The 22,013-nt window shown below is 47.3% G+C and carries 15 protein-coding genes; 7 read left to right on the forward strand and 8 right to left on the reverse strand.

Going from position 1 to position 22,013, the window contains the following annotated elements:
- Positions 1-146: 146 nt before the first annotated feature.
- Positions 147-359, forward strand: coding sequence for an immunity 17 family protein (locus MKY42_RS07085; RefSeq protein ID WP_090894339.1), 213 nt, complete (start codon positions 147-149; stop codon positions 357-359).
- Positions 360-901: 542 nt separating this feature from the next.
- On the opposite strand, the gene MKY42_RS07090 is transcribed toward MKY42_RS07085, so the two are convergent.
- Positions 902-3,493, reverse strand: a complete 2,592-nt coding sequence (locus tag MKY42_RS07090; protein WP_090894342.1) for a glycine betaine ABC transporter substrate-binding protein — start codon at positions 3,491-3,493, stop codon at positions 902-904.
- Positions 3,459-4,688, reverse strand: a complete 1,230-nt coding sequence (locus MKY42_RS07095) for a glycine betaine/L-proline ABC transporter ATP-binding protein (protein WP_090894345.1) — start codon at positions 4,686-4,688, stop codon at positions 3,459-3,461. The genes MKY42_RS07090 and MKY42_RS07095 overlap by 35 nt, the downstream gene beginning before the upstream one ends.
- Before the next feature lie 497 nt (positions 4,689-5,185).
- Between MKY42_RS07095 and MKY42_RS07100 the strand changes: the two genes are divergently transcribed.
- Positions 5,186-5,761 carry a GbsR/MarR family transcriptional regulator gene (locus tag MKY42_RS07100; RefSeq protein ID WP_179265535.1) on the forward strand — a complete coding sequence of 192 codons (576 nt, stop codon included), beginning with the start codon at positions 5,186-5,188 and terminating at the stop codon, positions 5,759-5,761.
- Between the two features lie 95 nt (positions 5,762-5,856).
- Here the strand turns inward: MKY42_RS07100 and MKY42_RS07105 are convergent, their stop codons facing one another.
- From MKY42_RS07105 to MKY42_RS07120, 4 genes are all read right to left on the reverse strand, one after another.
- Positions 5,857-7,485 (reverse strand): helix-turn-helix domain-containing protein, encoded by a 1,629-nt coding sequence (locus MKY42_RS07105; protein WP_339850017.1) that lies wholly within the window; start codon positions 7,483-7,485, stop codon positions 5,857-5,859.
- Positions 7,486-7,704: 219 nt separating this feature from the next.
- Positions 7,705-8,991, reverse strand: coding sequence for a DUF5050 domain-containing protein (locus MKY42_RS07110; protein WP_090894352.1), 1,287 nt, complete (start codon positions 8,989-8,991; stop codon positions 7,705-7,707).
- A gap of 218 nt (positions 8,992-9,209) precedes the next feature.
- On the reverse strand, positions 9,210-10,043 hold the full coding sequence (locus tag MKY42_RS07115; RefSeq protein ID WP_339850022.1) for an ABC transporter permease subunit: 834 nt from the start codon (positions 10,041-10,043) through the stop codon (positions 9,210-9,212).
- Complete coding sequence (locus tag MKY42_RS07120; RefSeq protein WP_090894356.1) at positions 10,036-10,941, reverse strand: ABC transporter ATP-binding protein; 906 nt, start codon at positions 10,939-10,941, stop codon at positions 10,036-10,038. Before MKY42_RS07120 ends, MKY42_RS07115 begins: the two co-directional genes overlap by 8 nt.
- A gap of 447 nt (positions 10,942-11,388) precedes the next feature.
- Here MKY42_RS07120 and MKY42_RS07125 point away from each other — a divergent pair, with 447 nt between their 5' ends.
- Together MKY42_RS07125 and MKY42_RS07130 are read left to right on the forward strand one after the other, a co-directional pair.
- Positions 11,389-13,224, forward strand: a complete 1,836-nt coding sequence (locus tag MKY42_RS07125) for an HSP90 family protein (RefSeq protein ID WP_109998090.1) — start codon at positions 11,389-11,391, stop codon at positions 13,222-13,224.
- Complete coding sequence (locus tag MKY42_RS07130; protein WP_339850026.1) at positions 13,224-14,279, forward strand: hypothetical protein; 1,056 nt, start codon at positions 13,224-13,226, stop codon at positions 14,277-14,279. The genes MKY42_RS07125 and MKY42_RS07130 overlap by 1 nt, the downstream gene beginning before the upstream one ends.
- Before the next feature lie 195 nt (positions 14,280-14,474).
- Here the strand turns inward: MKY42_RS07130 and MKY42_RS07135 are convergent, their stop codons facing one another.
- The gene (locus MKY42_RS07135; RefSeq protein ID WP_339850029.1) at positions 14,475-16,649 is read right to left on the reverse strand and encodes a serine hydrolase; all 2,175 of its coding nucleotides are present in this window, start codon (positions 16,647-16,649) and stop codon (positions 14,475-14,477) included.
- A gap of 173 nt (positions 16,650-16,822) precedes the next feature.
- On the opposite strand from MKY42_RS07135, the gene MKY42_RS07140 reads away from it, so the two are divergent.
- Positions 16,823-17,398: an RNA polymerase sigma factor gene (locus MKY42_RS07140; RefSeq protein ID WP_179265530.1), complete on the forward strand. Its 576-nt coding sequence runs from the start codon at positions 16,823-16,825 to the stop codon at positions 17,396-17,398.
- Positions 17,376-18,560 carry a DUF4179 domain-containing protein gene (locus tag MKY42_RS07145; RefSeq protein WP_339850032.1) on the forward strand — a complete coding sequence of 395 codons (1,185 nt, stop codon included), beginning with the start codon at positions 17,376-17,378 and terminating at the stop codon, positions 18,558-18,560. Before MKY42_RS07140 ends, MKY42_RS07145 begins: the two co-directional genes overlap by 23 nt.
- Before the next feature lie 210 nt (positions 18,561-18,770).
- On the opposite strand, the gene MKY42_RS07150 is transcribed toward MKY42_RS07145, so the two are convergent.
- Positions 18,771-20,006 carry an MFS transporter gene (locus tag MKY42_RS07150; RefSeq protein ID WP_339850035.1) on the reverse strand — a complete coding sequence of 412 codons (1,236 nt, stop codon included), beginning with the start codon at positions 20,004-20,006 and terminating at the stop codon, positions 18,771-18,773.
- 140 nt (positions 20,007-20,146) lie between these two features.
- Between MKY42_RS07150 and MKY42_RS07155 the strand changes: the two genes are divergently transcribed.
- Entirely contained in the window at positions 20,147-21,976 is a 1,830-nt protein-coding gene (locus tag MKY42_RS07155; RefSeq protein ID WP_339850038.1) for an ABC transporter substrate-binding protein, read from the forward strand.
- Positions 21,977-22,013: the final 37 nt, after the last annotated feature.

Below are 22,013 nucleotides of genomic sequence, written 5' to 3' on the forward strand. Positions count from 1 at the left end.
AGTTTAACCTAAAACGCTAAACTCTTTTACTCTAAGGAAAACAGCTTGCAGACCTACATCTGCAAGCTGTTTTTTACTAATTAATGACTTTTCATTTTTACCAGAGGAAGGTATAGTAGACAGGATTATATTGAAGGAGGGTTGACATGCAAGATCAACCGATTTTAATCGCACTATTGGCTATTGCCGCAGGGATTTTCAGTTTGTTGGGTGGAATCAACAATTGGGATTGGTTTATGAAGAGTTTCAGAGCAGGTCTCTTTGTGAAAACGATTGGACGTCAGGGTGCAAGAGTGGTGTATGGGCTTTTTGGTATTGTGCTGATTACGATTGGCGTATTATTGCTGCTGATTGGATGAGCGGGAAAAAGAAAAGAAATTTGCAGATTGTGAGTACATAATTCAGTTTCACAGCCTTAAATGTAGAAGATAACGATTAGTACGTTTAGCTTTATGCTTGAGATTTTCGAGACAATTTTCTAAAGAACTCAGAACGCCTTATTTTGCCTTCAGCTCTTCTTTTTACAAAGTAAGGAACATCAGACACGTTATTCACTGAAATTCCTTACAAAAACACTGCGAACAACTGTTTTATTCTGATATAGCGTGTCTCAGGCGCTTTAGATTTCTGGAATCGCGTCATATCCTTGAATAAGACGTCTCCGATTCGTTAGCGCTTGCACTTGCTCTGCTCCAACCGCCAGTGAGAAGCTGACCCTGGATTCGATCCGGAGCGGACCTTTTCATTGAAAGGGAGAAAATCCACTTTAACGGAACTTCAGGTACATTCAGGCTTTCATTAGGTTTGGAGACACTCCCAAGTAAAAGTTACACTAAAAAGACCACCGAAAAAATTTCGGTGGTCTTTTTGCCAAATTCAGGTTTATCCATCTCAATCTGGTTTAATTATCTTTTAAATCTTCAATGGAATTGATGTCCATATAGGTTGGTACAACCAGACCTGTTTTGGCACCGTCCATATTTGGACCGAGATCATCGATCTGATCCTTGTACTTGTTGTAATAATCGGCAGAGGTGAGCGGCAACCATGCCGCTGGAGTTGCATCTACATCACCATTGGCAATGCCGGTCCACATTGGACCGATTTCCACTTGAAGGGAGGTTACTTTGTAACCCAGTTTCTCTTTCAGGATGTACTCCAGCAAGTTGGTACTTGCAATCTCGGAGTCCCAGGCTACGTAACTCAGTTTAATGGAATCTCCATTCACCGGGGTCAGACCTTTGGTCCATTCAGCCACTTTGTCGCTATGTTTCTCGGCAAAAGCTGCTGCGGCTTTTTGGGGATCTTCTCCGTTTTGAATGGCGACCATGATTTCACCCATATCCTCAGGTGTCCATGAGAAGCGATCCAGGAATTCATAAGCGACAGGTTTGTCTTCCTTCAACCCTTTACGGGCAATGGTATGAATTTGTTCTGCTTCGCCGTAGACGCCTTCCGGATCGTCCAGGTATTTCAGGTCATATGCGTTGAACATCCAATGCGGTGTCCAACCGGTAACGATAACCGGTTCCTTATTCTTAACGGCTTTATCCAGTGTAGCTGTCATTGCGGCTCCTGAACCTTCAACCAGTTTCCAGTCAGACAAACCGTATTTCTCAATGGCACTGGCTGTGGATTTCATAATTCCGGCACCTGGATCGATACCGATAATTTGATGATTCACTTCATTTCCCACATTGGCATTCGCCGATGGAGTAGAGGAAGATGCACCTGTTTCCAGATCTGCTATCGAATTAACGTCTGTCATGTAGGCAGGAACAACGAGCCCTGTGCGTACACCCGTCATATTGGCTCCCAGATCATCCACCTGGTCTTTGTAACGTTCCCAGTAGTCAGCATGAGTTAATGGCAGCCAAGCTGCTGGAGAGGCATCTACGTCGCCTGAAGCGACACCTGTCCACATAGGTCCAGCTTCAACTTGCAGGGCGTTCACTTTATAGCCAAGTTTGCTTTCCATGACATATTTCAACAGGTTGGTACTTGCAATCTCAGAATCCCAGGCTACATAGCTAAGTTTAAATGCATCACCGTTAACTGGCGTCAGACCTTTGGTCCATTCGTCAATCTGGTCTGCATGTTTCTCAGCGTAGTCTTTTGCGGCTTCCTCTGGTGATGTACCATTCTGGATGGCACTCATCATTTCGCCCATTTCATCTGATGTCCATTGGAAACGGGACAGGAATTCATAAGCAACCGGGTGATCCTCTTTTAAGCCTTTACGTGCGATGGTGTGAATTTCTTCTGCATCACCGAAAGATTTTTCGGGATCATCCAGATATTTTAGATCATATTTGTTGAACATCCAGTGTGGAGTCCAGCCTGTAATAATGATCGGTTGTTCCGCTTTAATGGCTTTGTCCAGCGTGGCAGTCATCGCTGCACCAGATCCTTCAATCAGGGTCCAGTCCGTCAGATGATAATCTTCGATGGCTTTGGCAGCGGACTTCATAATGCCTGCACCCGGATCAATACCAATGATCTGATAATTAACTTCTTCACCTACAGCATTCGCTGGAGTGTTGTTACCGCCGGCAGAAGTACTGTTGCCGCCAACAAAGTATTGTGAGAAACCAGCTACGAGCACAACGAATGTTGCTGCAGCAGTAATCCAGGCTTTTTGTTTCGCTGAGAAGCGTGAGCTTTTCTTGCGGCCTGGCATAAACAGATTTTGAGTGAAACGGTCAAGTACGATCGCAAGGACCACGACAGCTAGACCTGCTTCAAAACCTTTACCAATCTGCAGCTGTGTTACCGCACGATAGACTTCCGCACCAATACCCTGTGCACCGATCATGGAAGCAATAACAACCATGGACAGCGACAGCATGATGGTTTGGTTAATCCCTGACATTACGGTAGGCAATGCGAGTGGAAGCTGCACTTTGAACAACTTTTGCATGGACGTAGAACCAAAAGCATCCGCTGCTTCGACCAGTTCGCCAGATACCTGCTTAATTCCGAGGTGAGTCAGGCGAATCGTTGGTGGAATCGCGAATATAACGGACGCGATAACACCGGGAACCACACCAAGGCTGAAGAAGGTTACTGCTGGCAGCAAGTAGACAAATGCAGGCATGGTCTGCATAAAGTCAAGCAATGGTGTAATAATCCGGGCTGCAGTTTTGCTGTATGCGAGCCAGATACCGATGGGAACACCAAGCAGAATGGAGATTAATCCTGACGTAATAACGAGGCCCAAAGTATCCATCGATTGGGACCAATATCCGAGGTTATCTACAAGCAAGAAACCGATAACCGTAAACAGGGTCAGTGGTATTCGGCCAACAAGATATGCCAATACACCAAGGATTACAATAAAGAGGAGCGGATGAGGGAGCATGAACAGCCCGGAGAAAAATCCGACAACCTCCTGAATAACAACAGAAATGACTTTAAATAATCCGGAGAGCGAGGAGCTCATCCAGTCAACAATCGCTTCAATCCACGATGCTAGTGGTATTTTGGGAATCATTCGCAAGTTCCTCCTTTACTGCAACTTCACCGCTTAGTGCTCCAAGCAGGGCACCGCGGACGATAACACCTTGCAGACGGCCAGTTTCGCCAACAACAGCGAGCGGCACATGGGCTGAACTTACAATTTCGAACAACTCATGAATCAGGGTTTCAGGCGACACCGTCGGCCCATCCGTGATCAGAATGTCGTTCAACACTTTGTTTTCGCGCATCGCGCGGGTTGCATCTTCTGCTGTAATAACACCAAGCAGCTTTTTCGAACGGTCAATGACAAACAGGTTGGAAATACCACGTTCGCGCATTAATTCGAGGGCAACACGAGGACCACGGTCAAGCGTAATCGTTTCCGGACGTCGCATAACATGAGATGCGGTGAGGACCTTGGACAAGTCCACGTCTTCGACGAAGCGGGCCACATATGAGTTGGCCGGTTGAATCATGATTTCTTCCGGAGTACCGATCTGCACGACTGCGCCGTCTTTCATGAGGGCAATACGATCGCCGATGCGCAGCGCTTCGTCCAAGTCATGGGTAATGAAAATGATGGTTTTTTTCATTTTATCCTGAAGCTCAATCAGCTCATCCTGCATATCACGACGAATCAATGGATCAAGTGCACTGAATGCCTCATCCATTAGCAGTACTTCCGGGTCATTCGCCAGCGCACGGGCCAAACCTACACGTTGCTGCATCCCGCCACTCAGCTCATCTGGCATTTTGTCTTCCCAGCCTTTAAGGCCAACCAGTTCAAGCGACGTTTTTGCTTTTTCCCGACGTTCATCTTTATCAACCTTTTGAACTTCGAGTCCATACTCCACATTATCAAGAACGGTACGGTGCGGGAATAACGCAAACTTCTGGAATACCATGCTGATCGTTTTCCGACGCACTTCGCGCAATTGTTCTTTGTTCATCTTACGTAGATCTTTACCATGGACAAGAATCTCTCCCGATGTCGGTTCAATCAGACGATTGAACATTCGAACAAGTGTAGACTTACCACTTCCGGACAGTCCCATGATGACGAAAATTTCACCTTCCTGAATTTCCATGTTGACCCGGTTGACACCAACCGTTATCTGTTTTTCTTTGGCCAACTTTTCTTTACCCCAACCTTGCTCCAGTAATTGTAGACCTTGCTCGGTTTGGGGGCCAAACAGTTTACTTACATTCTTTACTTCAAGTATGGTCATGTTTTCACCCCTTCTGATGTGTTGTGCACTTCGAACGGCTTTCAGCATCCACAAGCCCATACACTTGTGCGCCCAGCCACGAAATCCGGTAATCGTTGCTTCGCTTCCCGTCTTTCTGGGTAACGTTTTGTATTCTAACAATACTTAACCCGTATAGCAACCGAATAAACAGTACATAATGTTTGTACAGTAAAAACTGTACAAAGTTTTCCGTCCATATGCTCCGTCATTCTCCTTATTCTGGCTAATAAGACACCTTTACATTTGATATCGCTTTTCCTACAATAGAAAATGTGCTGAATCTAAGCCGTTTTTTTTGGTTAAAAAATAGTCGTAGGCGTTTGCAACTTGGTAGAGAACCCATGAAATACATGGGGTAACCTAAAGCCTGTTGGCATATAGGATGTCCTGCCGGATACTTTCCCATGTAAGCCGGATCTTAAACCGTTGCAATTATTTTGCCGAGACTGGGAATGTTCAGAATGGAGGTTGCAAGCATGAGCTTGGACCATTTACAAGAGGAACAGCAGGCAACCGTTCTTAGAATCCGTAAACGCGTCATTGAAGCCATTGGGCGTAATATGGATCTCTACGGCGTTACGCTGTCCACGGGACACTTATATGGATTGCTTTTTTTTGCAGACAAACCTATGACCCTTGATGATATGGGCCGGGAAATGGAAATGAGCAAAACGAGCATGAGTACCGGCGTACGTACACTGCTGGATCTAAAAATGGTGAATAAAGTATGGAGCAAAGGCTCCCGGAAAGACCTATATGAAGTGGAGTATGACTGGCATCAGACGTTTACGGATTATTTTGTGATTAAATGGAGAAAAGCCGTGGAGAGTAACCTTCAGGTACTGCGCAAATCCGTTGATGAAATGAATCGTTTGATTGCTGACCTGGATGAACAAGGAGATGCTGAGCTTCTTCACATTCTTAAGGAAGACAAGCATAAAGTGCTTCAAGCAGAGGCCTATTACAAATGGCTGGATCGCTTGATTGATACCATGGAAGATGAAGAAATATACAAATTGGTTCCGAAGGAAGAGATCAAGGAACATGAATAACAGCAACGCAAAGGGCCCTTTCCGAATTGGAGAGGGCTCTTTGGTCTTAGGTTGATTATGCACATGTACATTTATAATGAAGAAAAACACATGCTTTACAATTGTCCGATTAATCCTACACGTGATAAGGTTACAAGTTGCTGAACGATCTGTTCCAGTTCGTCCATGATCTGATGGCGTCCGCTTGGGGTCCAAGATAATACAGACCAATTAGATATATCATGTACGTTACCTTTCAACACGGCTGGAGAGCGATTCCAGGCTGTAGTTTGTTTCATACGCCGAAGCTGTTTCTCACTGGCAGGCGAATTGGTGACGCGATTCATGAACAGATGATCCGTGTCCAGCATGGGGATGCTATCTGCCGCATACTCATCTGTCATTAAATCTGTAGACATGATCTGTGCAGGTTTTAGTCCGAGTTCACCGTAGATAAGGCGATTCAATGGATGCTCGATAGTTTCCTGGAGCCGGATAGACTGATTCGTAACCTGCATAAGCATAATACGTTCTTGCCCGAAATGATGCTTCAAACGCAGCCCAACATCAAGGTTGCGAAGCTCAAGCTGTTTGAAATTTTGCAGAGCCTGCTGCTCTCGTCCGACCAGTTCAGCCAAGCGTAAGTGATTTTCTTTCCAGTCATCGGCCTGATCCAGGATAACCGTAGGTGCAATACTTTTGAGCTGATCGTAGAAGGGTTTATGATAAAAATCACCGATAATCAGGTCTGGCTTGGCCTGACGTAATTTCTCCAATTGCGTAGCCAGCTGCTGCTGCTGCTCGACTTCATCAAGCTCCCGATTATGGCATCCGTCCATAGCAGCTACGGGTTGTAATCCGAGCGAAGAGAGATTCTCATGAAGTTCAATCCTGGACGCAGTAGCCACGCGAATGTGGTCTTTTTTCATATATAGGCTGGGTGCGATCCCCAAGGTTTGTTTGAATTTGCGGCTAAAATAGTATTCATTGCCATAGCCAACAGATACGGCGACGTCTTTGAGTTCACATGACTCCTGCTTGAGCTGTTTTTTGGCCTCGTCGATCCGTAAGCGATTCAGATAATCGGTAGGTGACATGCCTTTGGCTTTTTTGAAACTGCGAGAATAGGAACTAGGTGTCAATCCGGCAATTTTGGCCAGTTGATCCATGCTGATACCTTCACTCATGAACCGCCTCATATACATAATGCTGCGTTCAAGCGCCGGATCGACCTTCTCATAATTTTCTTCAAGCCGGTTCTCCGAGAGATACTGCAAAAGCTCGTGCAGCTGGCTATGTATACTGATAAAGTGATCAGGGTGAACGCCGCGATAGGCTTTATATAATTGTTCAAATCGTGCTCTGACTTGTTGGTCGTGACGAATCATCAGTCTGCCTGTCTCCCAATCCAGCGGGAAACCAGAGGAGGAGGACATTTTCCATTGGCCGCGCACTTGCTGCAAACATACCGTATCCATGCTAAGTATTATAAACTCCGTAATAGCCGAGCGGGCAGCCGCCTCAATCGTTGTTCCTGGCCTCAGAACATACAGTTGATGGGCTTCGGCGGTATAGACCGTATCGTTCAGGACCAGGACACCGTCTCCTTGTAAAATAAGACAGAGCATGGGCCGGGACACCGTCTTGCCTTGCACACGGAAATGCTCCCCGCGCCGTACACGGCACATGGAAGAGAGGAGCGGCAGAGATGAGGTTTCAGAAATGAAGGGAAGCTGTTCAGTCATACGGACCATCCTTTTGTCTTATTTTCTTAATGATAACAATTATCATTCTCATATGGAAGATGTTTTTGAAAAATAGTTTGGGACATGAAAAAAAGAGGATACCCAGAGCCGTGATGGCTTTAGGGTTATCCTCTTTATTTGAAACAACAATGTTGAGTTAGCTATAAGTCACTATAAGACTCTATTAGACTCTATAATAACTATTCCCACATGTGTGGCTTAGTTTGGCACGACCAGAAGGATATCATCCAGGAAAACGTCGCTTAGCACCTTTTTGCCTGAGCCATTGGCTTGCACATGATACAAACGATAGACATCATTAGCGTTGATGTAGAACATGCCCGGAACATCGTCATGAAGCTGGAACGTTGCCCATTCCTCTCCAGCAAGCTTGGCTACTTTGAGGGCTGTGCTCACGGAATAAAGACCATTTGTACCGGATAGATACGCAATAGTTGGTGTTCCGTTGGTCAGCTGAGCAGTTACGAAAGTGACACTGTTCAAATTCAGGTTGGCAGACTTGGATACCTTGTTTCCAGCGATGGTTTTGGCATATGCCTTTTTGTCTGCATCCACAACGACAACCTTATCCGTACCTAGCGGACTTACCTCCCGGATGCTCTTACTATGAATCTGAAGCGTTTTGCCAGAAGTGGTCAATGCAAAGGCTTTGCCTGTTGAATAATCATAATCCTTGTTGCTGTCCAGCTTGATGCCTTTGTTATACACATACAGATTGTTGCCCCAGCCGCCGGCATAAACAGCGTTCACATCCAGCTTTGCTTTGGGATTAACAGCTGTACCTTTGCCTGTAGTGTAGTTTACCTTGTACATGATAATGGCGTTGGTCGAGTAGTACTGCTCGTATGGGTCAGTGTTTACCATCAATTGCAGTTCGTTTTTGGCCTCGTTCATAAAATAACGACTTTCTACTGCGCCAGCAGCAATCCGCTGCACGGCTCCGCTGCCATTGGATGCCTTGGAAACGATCCATGGGTTCCCATTAACGAGCCCATTATAGTATACACGGCCTTTCGTTACGGCGAGCAGCGGGAAATCCGTATCTGCTTTGTCTGCAATTTTGGTGGCAGCGGAAGCTTCGCTATTGCCATTTGCACGATAGATCGTTCCTTTGGAATCCATATAATAGATGAACCCATTATCCGTAAAGTAGCTCAACACATCTGTCGCATACGTTTCAGCAGAATCACTTGAACCGTCATTAGGAACGCGAAGCAGCGTTGTGGAAGACTCGGAGCGAGTGTAATAGAGATAGGTTCCCGCCGCAGATAGACCCTCTCCTTCAAAATCAAGCAATACCTCTGTGGTTCCGCTTCCGTCACCGGATACTTTGTACAATACACCATCGGACTCATAATATACCGTAGTTTGGCCGAGGGAAGCTGCATGAGCATTGGCTCCGCCTCCAAGCATGGCTGCCGCGATCAGTGTGAACAGCAGCAAGGAGCAGACCGTGCGTTGCATGCGTGTAGACCATTTGTTCATAAATCAATCGTCACCCTTCTGTTTATGTATGTAAGTAACACATTATCACCTTACGTTATATCGGTAAACTATGGAAAATATGTTACACATCTCAGTCGGATAAAATGGACAGATATGAAATTGAATTTCATTAAAATAGCTCTCTTGAATACATCTGCGTATGCTGCTGCCAATCCCGCTCAAAAGCATTCCAGAAGCAATATGAGCGGGATGCCATCTTAAATCTGACTTTCAGCCAGCTGCTGGCGACTGTTCCACAAGGTGACCAGACGAAGCAAAGCAAAACTGATGAGCATAAGCACCGCTCCGACCAGAAGTAACATAAGAGGACTGATAAGCAGCATACCGCTCGCCTGACCGGCGATCAGGGCAAGCAATGGAAGAACGACCAGCCCTCCGAGTTGATAGGCCTCCTGAAATCCACGTACTTTCGCCGAGATCAGTACATTCAACAGAATGACCACAAGACTGCACGCCGGAACAACCCACAGAACGAGAATGATCCAGTTCAGATTGGGAAACATCCATGCCCCGAACATGGGATACATCAGGATATTGGCAATGATGCCGTAGATCATGAAGGTAATCCAGGATAACAGCAGGGAAGGAATAAGGGCGGCTAACACCTTGCCTTTAAATAACGTATCCATACTCATCGGAGTAAACAGAAGACCTTCCAGAGTCTTGCGCTCCTTCTCGCCTGCAAAACTGTTGGCCGTTAGAATACTGGATGCCATCACCGGAATGATGAGAAACAGGGGCGCAAACATGTACAAGGCGAGGTAATAAACAATACGGTGGTTATCCGTAGGCATCGAAGCAAGCTGTGGAATCCGCCCGGCATGGGTGAGGTTATCCAGCGTATCAAGCAGGAAGCTCATATTGCCGAAGGAAGAAAGTTCCATCCTTGAAGCTGTCCAAATGAGTATCCCTGGCATAATGATCCCGATAACCAGCGGAACGATCAACATAGGCAGCCAGAGCTGCACGCTGGCTGTGATGGCTCGAATATCTTTGAGAACAAGTGCACGTATGGCTTGTCTGTTATTCATGATGGTGTGCCTCCCTAATGGCAAAATAAATACTTTCCAGATCGCTGTCCGTAATCCGGGCCTGATAGACTTGTCCACGCTCGGTCAATTGTCGCAGCAACAACGGAATATCTTCACGGGTTTGAAGCTGGAAAACGGCTTTGTTCGCGGAAACTGTCTCCGGTGTATACCCACCCACCGTTTGCCAGCCATTTGGCATGGTCGCTTCAACTTCAATCCGGGGTGAGGTCAGGTATCGGTTGACGATCTCCTGCTCCGTACCCTCCTCAACCTTGCGCCCCTTTTCCATGAAAATATACCGATCACACACGGCCGATAGCTGGGATAACACATGAGACGACACGAGAATCGTCATATGTTCCTCCTGATTTAGCCGACGAATGATTCGGAGCACCATCTGAATCCCGTCCGGGTCAAGCCCATTGGTTGGCTCATCCAGAAAAAGAATGGAGGGGCGGTGCAGCAGCACCCGCGCTAGACCTACGCGCTTTTTCATACCTGTGCTGTAGGTGCCTACTTTTCGATGTTGATATTCCTGCAATTCGAACAGTTCCACGAGCTCGTCAATCCGTGCTTTGGCATGTTGTACATCGAAAGCTTCAGCGAAAAAGATCAGGTTGTCGCGCCCACTCATATTTTCATACAATCCGCTCTGTTCGGTTAATGTGCCGCATATGGCGAGTACGTTCTCTGTCTCACGGAAGGGATCAAGGCCGTTAATGCTCACTTGCCCACCCGAAGCACCGAGAACGCCGTTCATGATGCGGATCAGGGTGGTTTTGCCCGAGCCGTTGGGACCAATCAGCCCGGTAACGCTGCCTTGTTCAACCGTGAAGCTGACATCGTTCAGTGCCTGATGCACTTTAAATTGCTTGGAAATGTTGCGAACTTCAATCATATATATTCACCGTCCGATCTGAGTTTGGAGATTATACGTCCAGATGAGCTATATCGTTCAAATGGTGGGCCAGAAAATAACACTTCTCCGTCTTTAGTCCCAAATGTGAGCAGCAACTTCACCCTAAAGTCCGGCGAAATCGGGTCTAAGGTTTGTTTTCACTATGGTTTATACCATGTATTCTGGTTAAAAGGATGCAATATCCCGTTTCATTGCCATCCATAACGTGGTAATTAGACTTAAGGCCTCTTACATATCATGAATGCCTGAATATTCATCTAACGCCGGTCTTGGTTAGCCAAGGCCGGTTTGACGTCGTCACTTGGCGTATCCATCTATGGAGCGTCTCATGTCTTGTGAGTACATAACTATTTCGTCTAACACATCATACGAACACTTCCAAGTAGGAAACATCAGATGTGTTTGGACCAGAGGAAGGTGAGCGAAATGACAGCATCCAATGAATATCGCTTCCAGGTGAATCTAAGCGGTATGATCCAGATTTTATCGAACCATCTCTACAGCAGCCCTAAAGTATTTTTACGTGAATTAATGCAGAATGCGACGGATGCTATTACAGCTCGAACAGAGGCGGAACCGGGATTCCAGGGTGAAGTACGTGTGGAACTAACCGGAACAGGTGAGCAGTTGACCATGATGGTGGAGGACAACGGCATTGGTTTGACGGAAGCCGATATCCATGAGTTTCTCGCGATGATAGGTCAATCCTCGAAGCGTGGGCAGCAGGCCTTGCTCGATGGAGAGACTTCGTTTATCGGGCGATTCGGGATCGGATTATTGTCCTGTTTCATGGTGAGTCATGAAATCGTCATGCTGACGCAATCCGCGAAGGGTGGACCTTCGATGGAGTGGCGGGGTAAGCCCGACGGTACGTATACGATTCGTCAATTGGATACACAGTTGTCTCCGGGAACGAAAGTATATCTGCGCTGTACGCCGGATGCCGCCCATTACTTTGAAACGGAATATGTGAAAGAAGCCCTGTTCTATTATGGAGCGCTGCTGCCTTATCCAGTCCGCCTGCATAGCGATGGGGTTCAACATATTGTCAATAGCCAGTCACCGATCTGGTTGATGGAGCCTGAGCTTGCACGTGGACGCCGAGCGGAGGTGCTGGCTTTTGGTGAACGATTGCTTGGAGAGAAGTTCCAGGATTTCATCCCACTGACGACGGCTTCAGGCCGTACAGGAGGTATAGCCTTTGTTCTGCCCCATGCTGTTAATCTGAATGCCAAGCGTTCTCACCGGGTGTATCTGAAGCGAATGCTGATCTCGGAGAAGGCGGAGAATATTTTGCCGGATTGGGCCTTCTTCGTGAAATGTCTGATCTGGACAGATGAGCTTCAACCAACGGCTTCACGGGAACATTTTTATGAAAATGAAAAGCTGGAAGAGGTTCGCTCCGAACTTGGCGATGCCCTTCGTAAAGGATTGGCCGACATGGCTGAGAGTCAAACGGAGCGACTGCAGAAGCTGATTCGCCTGCATGCGCTGTCGATGAAAGCACTGGCTGTGCAGGATCAGGAGTTCTACGCCATGATTCACCGCTGGCTTCCGTTTGAAAGCACCCGCGGCCATCGGGAACTGGGCGAGTTGATGAGTGAGGGAGAAACGTTGTACTTCACGACCACGGTGGATGAGTATCGCCAGATTCATCATGTCGCGTCAGCCCAATCGATGCTGGTCATTAACGGTGGATACATCTACGACAGCGATTTGATGGCCATGCTGCCACTGGCGGTACAGCATGTACAGACGCAGCGGCTGCAGCCGGACGAGGTATCCATGAGTTTCACCGATGTGCCGCCGGCTGAACGAAATCAGTATTATGATGCCTTGCGCCTTGCTGATTCTGCTTTGCAACGTTTCCGCTGTCGTGCAGAGGTGAAGGGCTTCAAGCCAGCCGATTTGCCGGTGCTGTTCACGCTCTCGCAAGAGTCTTCCACGCTGCGTGCATTGGAAAAAGCGAGTGAGGAGAGTACAGAATTGTTCTCATCTGTCCTCGGATCATTGTCATCCGGCATTAGTTCCGCAGGTTATTCGACCCTGTACCTGAACATCAACAATCCCATTATTCAGCGGGTCCTGACTTCACCGGATGCCCAAATGACTCCGATTGCTATTGAGATGTTATATGTCAACGCATTGATGATGGGACATTATGCGATGAATCGGCAGGAGCTTGAGGTGTTGAATCAGGGCATCGTTCGTTTTATTGATTGGGGTTTGCGTGCAAATACAGATCGTAAGGGGGATGCCTGATGAAAACCGAAATGAATTTTGAGGATTTGATGGATGAGGCGTATGGCCTGCCTAATGGAACAGCGAAGCTGGGCATGCTGGAGGAAGCGGCAAGAGTCGCTGATGTGAATGGCATGGAGGAGGAAGCGTACGAAGCACGTTCAGAGATCGTGGAGACCGCGACATTCTGCGGTTATCCGATGAAAGCACTGATTGCTTTTTCCTGGCAGCTGGGCAAGTTTGATCAACAGCCAGAACGCTATGACGAAGAAACGTTAATGTGGTCGTATAAATGGATTTTGGGCGAGTTATCCAGCTTCCCGGAAGTGTCTCGTGATAAAATGATGGAGCTGCTGGAGGACTTTGGACGTCGCTTCAAATCATTCGGGTATAGCGAGCGTTCGTATTGGTATTATCGGTTCCGCATATCCATGGATCTTGGCGATCTGGAGGAGGCCGGTACCAGCTACACGAAGTTCAGAAGTATGGACCGTGACTTTATGAGTGATTGTGAAGCCTGTGAGCAGGACGAGATCATGCGTTACTGGATACTGGTAGGTGAGGATGAGAAGGTGCTGGAAGCGGCGAAGCCTATATTGAAAGGGCGAATGAGTTGTGCCGAAATTCCGCACCTGACCTTATCGGAGATTTTGATGCCACTATACCGACTTGGCAAAATTGATGAAGCTAACAAACATCAGGCCAAAGGCTATCGCATGATCAAAGGACATAATGATTTTGTGCAGAGCTTTGCCGAGCAGATGGATTATCTTGCCCGCACAAACCCGGCGAAGGGCATCGATGTACTGGAAGAAAATATAGTGCTCGCGATGGATCATGAAGATCCGTTTGCCAAAATGATGTTCTATGGCAGAGCAGCACAACTGTTACGTCGCTGGGCTGACGAATCTCCAGGATACCGATTGCGGCTTCCTGCTTCATTCCCCTATGAAGGAGATCCAGGAGATTTACCTAAACTGGCCGACTATTTTGCGGCTTATGCCAAAGCGGCTGCAGATAAATATGACCAGCGGAATGGGAATCAGCATGTCTCTTCTATGTTAAGCGAGGTATAGTCAGTATAATTCCTAAGGCGCTGCTAACGAACTCAGCAAATCTTATAAGGCAGTATGATGTAGGATATTATCGGATGGTACTCCTAAATGTCATACTGTGCTAAGCAAAACAGGCTTGTTCAGAAGAAGGGTTATCCTCCTTTGAACAAGCCTGTTTGTCGTTTTTATACCGTGAATATGATGTTGGTATTCTGATTATTCAGGAGTCACGGTTGCAGGCGCGGTTGTATCATTGGCAGGTTCCTCGTCTGAGGAAGTTTCCGATTGCGGCTGCTTGGTCATCAGGTCAGCTACGATCTTGTCGGTTGGCTGTGTAAACAACTGGTACATAATCGCTGCTTCTTCCTGGCGAATCAGTGGTTTGCGGGAGAGGAAATCGACTGATCCATCCTCCAGCATCTTCACTTCAGGACCGTGGATGCCTAGCTTAACCGTCATCTGGATCGCAGGCACAGCCCAGGCATCTGTGTGCCCGGCCAGCTTCACATCCTCGAACAGTTCATTTGGATATTGCAGCTGGAGAGTTCTCCAGATCATCACCATGGCTTCCTGACGTGTGATGACCTGATCCGGTTTGAACTGTTTCTCATCCGCACCTGCGATCATGCCGGATTCATAACCTAGCTGAATGTAACCGGCAGCAGGGTGAGTTGCCCAGTCGGTATCCGCAGGTGGCGTCGTTTTGCTGGCTTTCAGCCCGCTCATTTCAAGCACATCCTCAATGAATTCAGCCCGTGTAACGGCATTTTTGGGTTGAAAAGCTTCACTTGCATCATTGGTATAGTATCCAAGGGATTGCAAACCATAGATGGCTTCAGCATAAGGACTATTCGCCTGGACATCCCTGAAACCTTGGGGTTTCTGTCCTTTTTTCTCATAACCCATTGGGTTGAGATAAGGTTCTTTCATATAGATGGTTCCATCAGCATTTTCCTTGAACGCCGTGAACTGGCCTGTTAATTCATCCTTGAAGAGATGATCTTCAACCTGAATCAGGGTACGTGAGCCAAGAAAGACGTCGGAAATGCTTAATTGTCCGGGTTCTTTGCCGCCATCTTTCAGGGAACTGAAAATGGTGCTCAGTCGCAGGTCCGCGTATAGCCCCGCGAAGCGTTGCAGCTCATCCGCAGTTTGAGGTGTATAGTCCTTGAACTTGACGGGCTCCGCATATTGCGGGAAGAACGTTTGGATAAAGGCAGGATAGAAGAGATTACGAAGTGCTCCCGTTTGGTTGTAAGTAAGGAAGACACCTGTGTTATGCTCAGGAATAAGGAAGAGATAAGAGCTGAATCCGATTAGGTCGCCAGCCTTGGTGATAATTTTGGAACTGCTGCCTGCACCCGGAAGCTGAAAAGCAGCTTCAAATCCATAAGTGGTATTGGGTAGCAGCGGATGAATGGAAGAACGGTATTGTTCCATGCTTTTTACCGTAGATTCTTTCCAAATACGTTCGTTATCCTTTATGCCATCATTCAGGAAAGCAATCATGAAATTCCCGATATCCTCTGCCGTTGAGAGCATGCCGCCTTGAGGCATAGGTGCTGGGGAAAGGGTGTACAGGTCAAGTGGATTATGGCCCGCATCATAGGCTGTTGCAAGTTGGTTTTTGAACTTGCCGTTCAGCATGAAACTGCTGTTATCCATACCCAGAGGTTTGAAGATATGCTGCTGCATATACGATTCAAACGGTTCGCCGCTCACATTCTCCACAATCATGCCAAGCAGCAGGAAGGCGAAGTTGTCGTACATGTAGGCGCTACCAGGTTCTCGAACCACAGGTGGCATATGTAACTTGGCATAATCCTCCATTGATACACTTTTGTCAAAATCATCATGGATGTCTTCCTGCTGCGGGTCGCGAATCTCGAACCCGGTGGTGTGTGTGAGCAGATTCTCTACCGTTACAGGTTTGTCAAAAGGATTATCGAATTCCAGTCCTTTCACATAGGTCTGAAAATCAGCTTTCAAATCCACCTTGCCTTGCTCTACGAGCTGCATGACAGCGGCTGACGTGAATGTTTTGGAGACCGAGGCGATACGAAAGGTGGTATTTTTCGGATCAACGGGCTCTTTGCTCTCCAGATCGGAATATCCATACCCTTTCTCTGCCACAACTTTTCCATCTTTGACAACGACTACGGAAGCACCAACATATTGGGCTTTCGCTTCGGGGGAATCAAAAAATGTATCCAGAAAGGCTGTCGCGGACTCCGTTGTCAGCGCTGTCGCTTTCCCTTTTTCATTGACCGCAGCAGGTGCGGTCTCCGCTTGCACGGCGGGTGCCCATAGACTGAGGGACAGGACCAACGCCATGAACGCCCCCGTTATGGAGGTGAGCCTGAAGCGGGTGCTTCGATTGGATAAATGCATGCAAACACTCCTTTTAAGTAAATTTTTACAAAATCACATACTCTTGTATACTACAGCTCAATTGAGAGACAGGTTTCACAATTTTGGGGAGATTTGTTTTTTAATTTATTTACTTGTCACAAATAACGGGTTCAGGTGCGTTATAGAGATATTGGGAGAAAGGAGTGGACGTATTGAAACGTACCAGAGAGGGATGCTTTCTGGATGCCGGGGAAGCAGAACAGGTTGTGCAGCGTGTAAAAGCCGGAGACCAACAAGCCTATGCCGAACTGATCAGAGCATATGAGAGGCAAATGTATACATATTGTTACGGCATACTAAGCAATCGTGAGGAAGCGGAGGACGCACTCCAGAACATTTTTATAACAGTTTATCAAAATATCGGACAGTATCAGGCCGGGACTTCATTCACCTCCTGGCTGTATAAGGTCGCCTACCATCACTCCATTGATTTGATCCGCAAACGCAAACGCTGGAATCGGCTGATCGCTTCGTGGAAAGAACATCAGCAGCAGTCCCCTCAACCACACGAGACAACGCTTGACGAGTTACTGATGCATTTGACTACCAAAGAGCGAAATCTGGTGATGCTTAAGGTGGTGCAGCAGTACAGTTTTGAAGAAATTGGTCAGATTATGGATATGAAACCGGCAACCTTGCGCAAAAAGTACGAGCGTCTTCGGAAGAAGTTGGTCCAACATAACAAGACAAGGAGGGGGATCAGCCATGACGAATCGTATGCAAAGTGAGATGGAAGAAGCGGATATCTTACAGGAAATTAGTGATGCTGGTTTGAATCTGGGTATGCCTGCTGGTGGATACAGCGATCGCATCATGAAGCGGTTGCAGGAGGAGGCACGAAATAACAGGTTGAAACTGCCCGGCAAGGTTCGGCGTCCTCACTTCGCTCGAAGAATGATTGCTGTGACTGTAGCAAGTGCTATGTTGTGTGCAGGGATTGTTGGCAGTGGTTTTGTCTCCCCCGTGATGGCTGCCGCGTTGCGAAACATTCCAGTTGTTGGCGGTCTTTTTCAGGATGTCGGGAAAAGCGGGCTGAAAAAAGCATCCGAAGCAGGGCTTACAACGGTTCCTGAACAACAAGACGCACAGGATGAGATCACGATAACGATCTCGGAGGTAGCCTATGATGGCATCCGGTTAAGTATGGCTATTGAGCGGGAAGGCGCGGAGGGTCTGAACATGGTTAATCGGGACAGAGTAGAGGATCATCCGGCCAAAGGGTACCTTGGATATCCCGAAATGTACCTTGGAGATACGAAGATAGGCTACCGGACAAGAACCTTGAATGAGATTGCCAGCACGGATCAGGCCGGGAAGGTCGGGTTTAGCGATAAGATTTTAATAGCCGAATTCGAAAATCTGAGCAGGACTGACGGCGGGGATATCCCTGATGATTTTGAGATGCGGGTTCTTATTCCGGTCACCGGGATTGAGCAGCCGTATGAATTTGTGATTCCGGTCAAGAAGATGCAGAACGGCATCACGCTCAGCCCGGAGAAGTCGCAGTCCAATAACGAATTCGCTTATACGGTTCAAAAGGTAATACTCACCCCGTCGATGACCAAGCTCATCGTGGACACAAAAGGCTTTGCCCCGGATGCAAGTCCTTTGCCCAAGGGACATAAACTCAGTGCTGTTCATTTTGAGATTATCAATGAACAGGGCGAGGGCGTTGAACAGGAATCCATCGCATTTGAACACGGACTTCCACCAGTGACGTCACATTCAGAGGAAACCTATGCTCCCTTTGACCAGCGACCCAAAAAACTGATCATCAAGCCCTATGCATTTATTATTGGCAGTGACTGGCTTCCCGTGCTAGATGAAAACGGCAACGATTCAAAAGTGTATTACGATGATCTTAAACTGGAAATTTATGTCAAATTGTAATTGCAGTCTATCTACAGAGGAAAAAAAGGATTGTTCCATCGTCATCAAGTAGACATTGACCCGCGAGAGGTCACTTTTAGCAAAGTGTACCTCGAACGGTTCAACGTTTAGAAGATGGGGGAACGTCCTTTTTTTACTGTTTAACGTTAGTGAGAATTTTTTGGACGAACCGAGCTCATTCCCGTATTAAGGTGTCCTCGATTCGTTACATCAGCAGAAGGGTTCATTTTGACTCGTTGATGGCCGGAGCGACTGCCGGAAAAATACGAGAGCGCCGATCCCCATCCATACATACAGGCCAGCCATTGCATACGAAGGCAGAAAGGCCCCAATCGTCAGGCCAAGACTACCCAGCAGAGCGGCCGCGTTATAACTCATGCCGTCTGCAGCCATATAGGCAGCACGGTCGGATTCAGGAATCATGCCAGCAAGCATGACATGACGGACAGGCGCATACATGAGCTCACCAATGGTTAGCAGTACAGCGGATGTAATAAGCAGCCAGGCCCAATTGCTGAAAGCGAGCACGGCAAAACCAGTAGTGTACAGACACATGCCAACGGTCATGATAAATCTGGATTGGAAACGCCCTATCCATTTGGAGAATGGAATGGCCATGATTACGACGAGTACAGTGTTAATCGCCATGATCAGACTGAACATCTGCAGACCTGAGATATCCCAATGGAACAGTTGGGCGTTGAATTCACTTTTGAGACGAACGGCGATGTATTTATCCATTTGGAATTCCAGAGAGACAGCCAGCACTGTTGCGGTGAAAAAAATCATAAAACGTTTATCTCTAAATACACCGACGTACGTTTTCAATATATTCCTATTTATTGGGGCATCAAGCTGCTTGGAATGTTTTTTATTCATTGTTTCATGAATGTAGAACAAGAGAATAAATAGTGTTACTAGGCTCTCCATGCATACCAGACTGAACAAAATGAAGCGGAATGACTCGATAAATAACCCGCCCATCAGCGCACCAATCGTAATGGCAACGTTGGTGGTCCAATATTGCAACCCGTAGACATACTGACGTTCATGTTCACTGCTCACGTCTACAATCATGGCATTGGCAATGGGTCCGGTGATACCCGAACTAATGCTGCTGAGCAGAAACATGGCACAAGTTAAAGGAACGGAGTTCATCCATGGGGAGTTGGCGGCAGCCAGCCAGAACAGGGCGAATACCTGCAGCAGTTGGGCGATGACCATCAGTTTCTTGCGCCCCACTCGGTCAGACCAGTAACCTGCGCCCAAGCCAACGATCATGGAGACCACAATATTAACGGTTAACAGCATACCTGCCCAGCCTGCACCAATCTGCACACTCAGATAAATCGCCATAAAAGGAATAATGGATTTCTGAGTTAGATCTGTAAAAAAATCAGTAATGATACGAATCTTGATGTTGCGATGCAAATCAGTATATTTCATGTGCAGTTCTCTTCCTTCCCACTGGTGTTGTCGATGTACCTGAGTATAATGGAGGAAAACCTGAAGAAAAACTGTAGAAGCGTACGGATCAATTTCGTATTTTAATCAGGGGAAGGAAAGCAGGGATGGTTGTGGAGGTCATGGATCATTATATTCAGCTTCGCATGGTCTTTTCGAATGTAGGCGAAGAGGAAGAAATACATACAACAATTGGTGAACTGGCGAATCATTTATGTTGTACGATGCGCAATATGAATCTGATTATGAACAAATTTATGGATCATGGCTGGATCAGATGGAGCCCACAACGCGGCAGAGGGAAGACATCGGTGCTCGTTTTTTGCCATCCTCTTTTACAGGCTGTTCAGGAACGATTCGACCGACTGTTGCAAGGCAACAAGCTGGAAGAGGCCTATGCGCTGGCTTCGGCAATGCCGTTCTCGATGCAAGAATTATTGATGCAAGGATTGCAGGGACAGTTCGGTCTACGTTCCGATCACGGCGTTCGAGGAAGAGTTGATACGCTGCGAATTCCACAGGAGACTGCCTTTGAGACATTGGACCCGACCCGGGCTTACATGTGGGGAGAAGTTGGGATTGTTGCGCAGGTATTTGATCGCTTGGTACTGTACAACGCTGAACGCCAAGTCTGTGAACCAAGCCTTGCCGTTGCATGGGAGAGCAACCCTGAGGGAACAGAGTGGACCTTTTATTTGCATAAAGGCATACTCTTTCACCATGGCAGGATTCTTGATGCAGAGGACGTAAGATATACGTTTGAACGGATTATTTCCGATGAGGAGAACCCTTGCAGGTCACTGTTTGGCTCCATTCATCGCATAGAGACGTTCGACGAGCTAACGGTGCGCTTTGTGTTGCTGTTTCCCAACTTTATGTTCCCGGATATGATGAGCAGCATGAATGCATCCATTTTGCCCCGTGATGTGGAGCTTGACCCGATGCATCCGATGGGTACGGGTCCTTACCGATTGGCACGCAATCATCCCAAGCTGCTTGTGCTGGAGGTGTTTCCTTCCTATTTCAGAGGACGGGCGTTTATTGATCGGGTTGAAATATGGCAGCTTCCCCAGACGGGTCTAGTGGAGTCGGCGATCAAACAGGATTTATTTCCAGACGGACAGGCTCGCTCGATTCAGCATCAGGTTCAGGGCGGGGTGTATATGACATTTAATATGCGAAAAGAAGGCCCACAGCAGGATGTATACTTTCGTCAGGGTGTTCAGCAACTGATGGATCCACAGGAGATGATGGGGGCATTGGCACGCAGAGATGTACAGGCTGCATATAGCCTGGTCCGGGACAAGTCCGAGGAAAAGCAGATGCTTGAACGAATAGAATCGAAGCCAACAGCCCTCTCTGCTGACTCATCTCTCGTAAGAGCTTCCAAGCTGTTACAACGCAGCTGCTACGCAGGCCAGATCATAAAGGTATGGGTAGAGGAAGGCGAGAAAATGGAAGCAGACATGGCCTGGTTCGCAAAGCGTTGTGCGCTTATTGGACTGAAAGTGAGCGTGACGCCAGGTAATCCGGTAAATGCCGTATACCATGATGAATTTGCCGCTTATGATGTGATTTACACGGGTGAAGTGTTCGATGAGCATGTGACGCTGAGTCTACTAACGATGTATACGTTTCAGAATACGCTGTTTCTTATGGCTATGGATAACGAGCGAAAAAGGGAGCTGGAACGCGAATGCAGACACGTCGTTAGGATTCAGGATAGTGCGGAGCGATTGCGTACGCTAATGACGTTGGAAGACCGGCTCATTCAAGAGGCTCTGCTCCTGCCTACATACAGTTTTAGGGAAGAGCATGCACACCACGTTTCGCTTCAGGATTATCGTGTCGTAGCATACGGTATGCCTGATCTGCGTCGATTGTGGGTGAAGAGGAGTTCAAATACAGTAGAAGATACTGCGAGTTATCCGGCGTATATCCCATTGTGGTAAAGAGTGTAATTACTACAATGGGATGGGCCGGTGGGGG

The sequence above is a fragment of the Paenibacillus sp. FSL W7-1088 genome (genome assembly GCF_037969855.1).
Taxonomy (GTDB): domain Bacteria; phylum Bacillota; class Bacilli; order Paenibacillales; family Paenibacillaceae; genus Paenibacillus.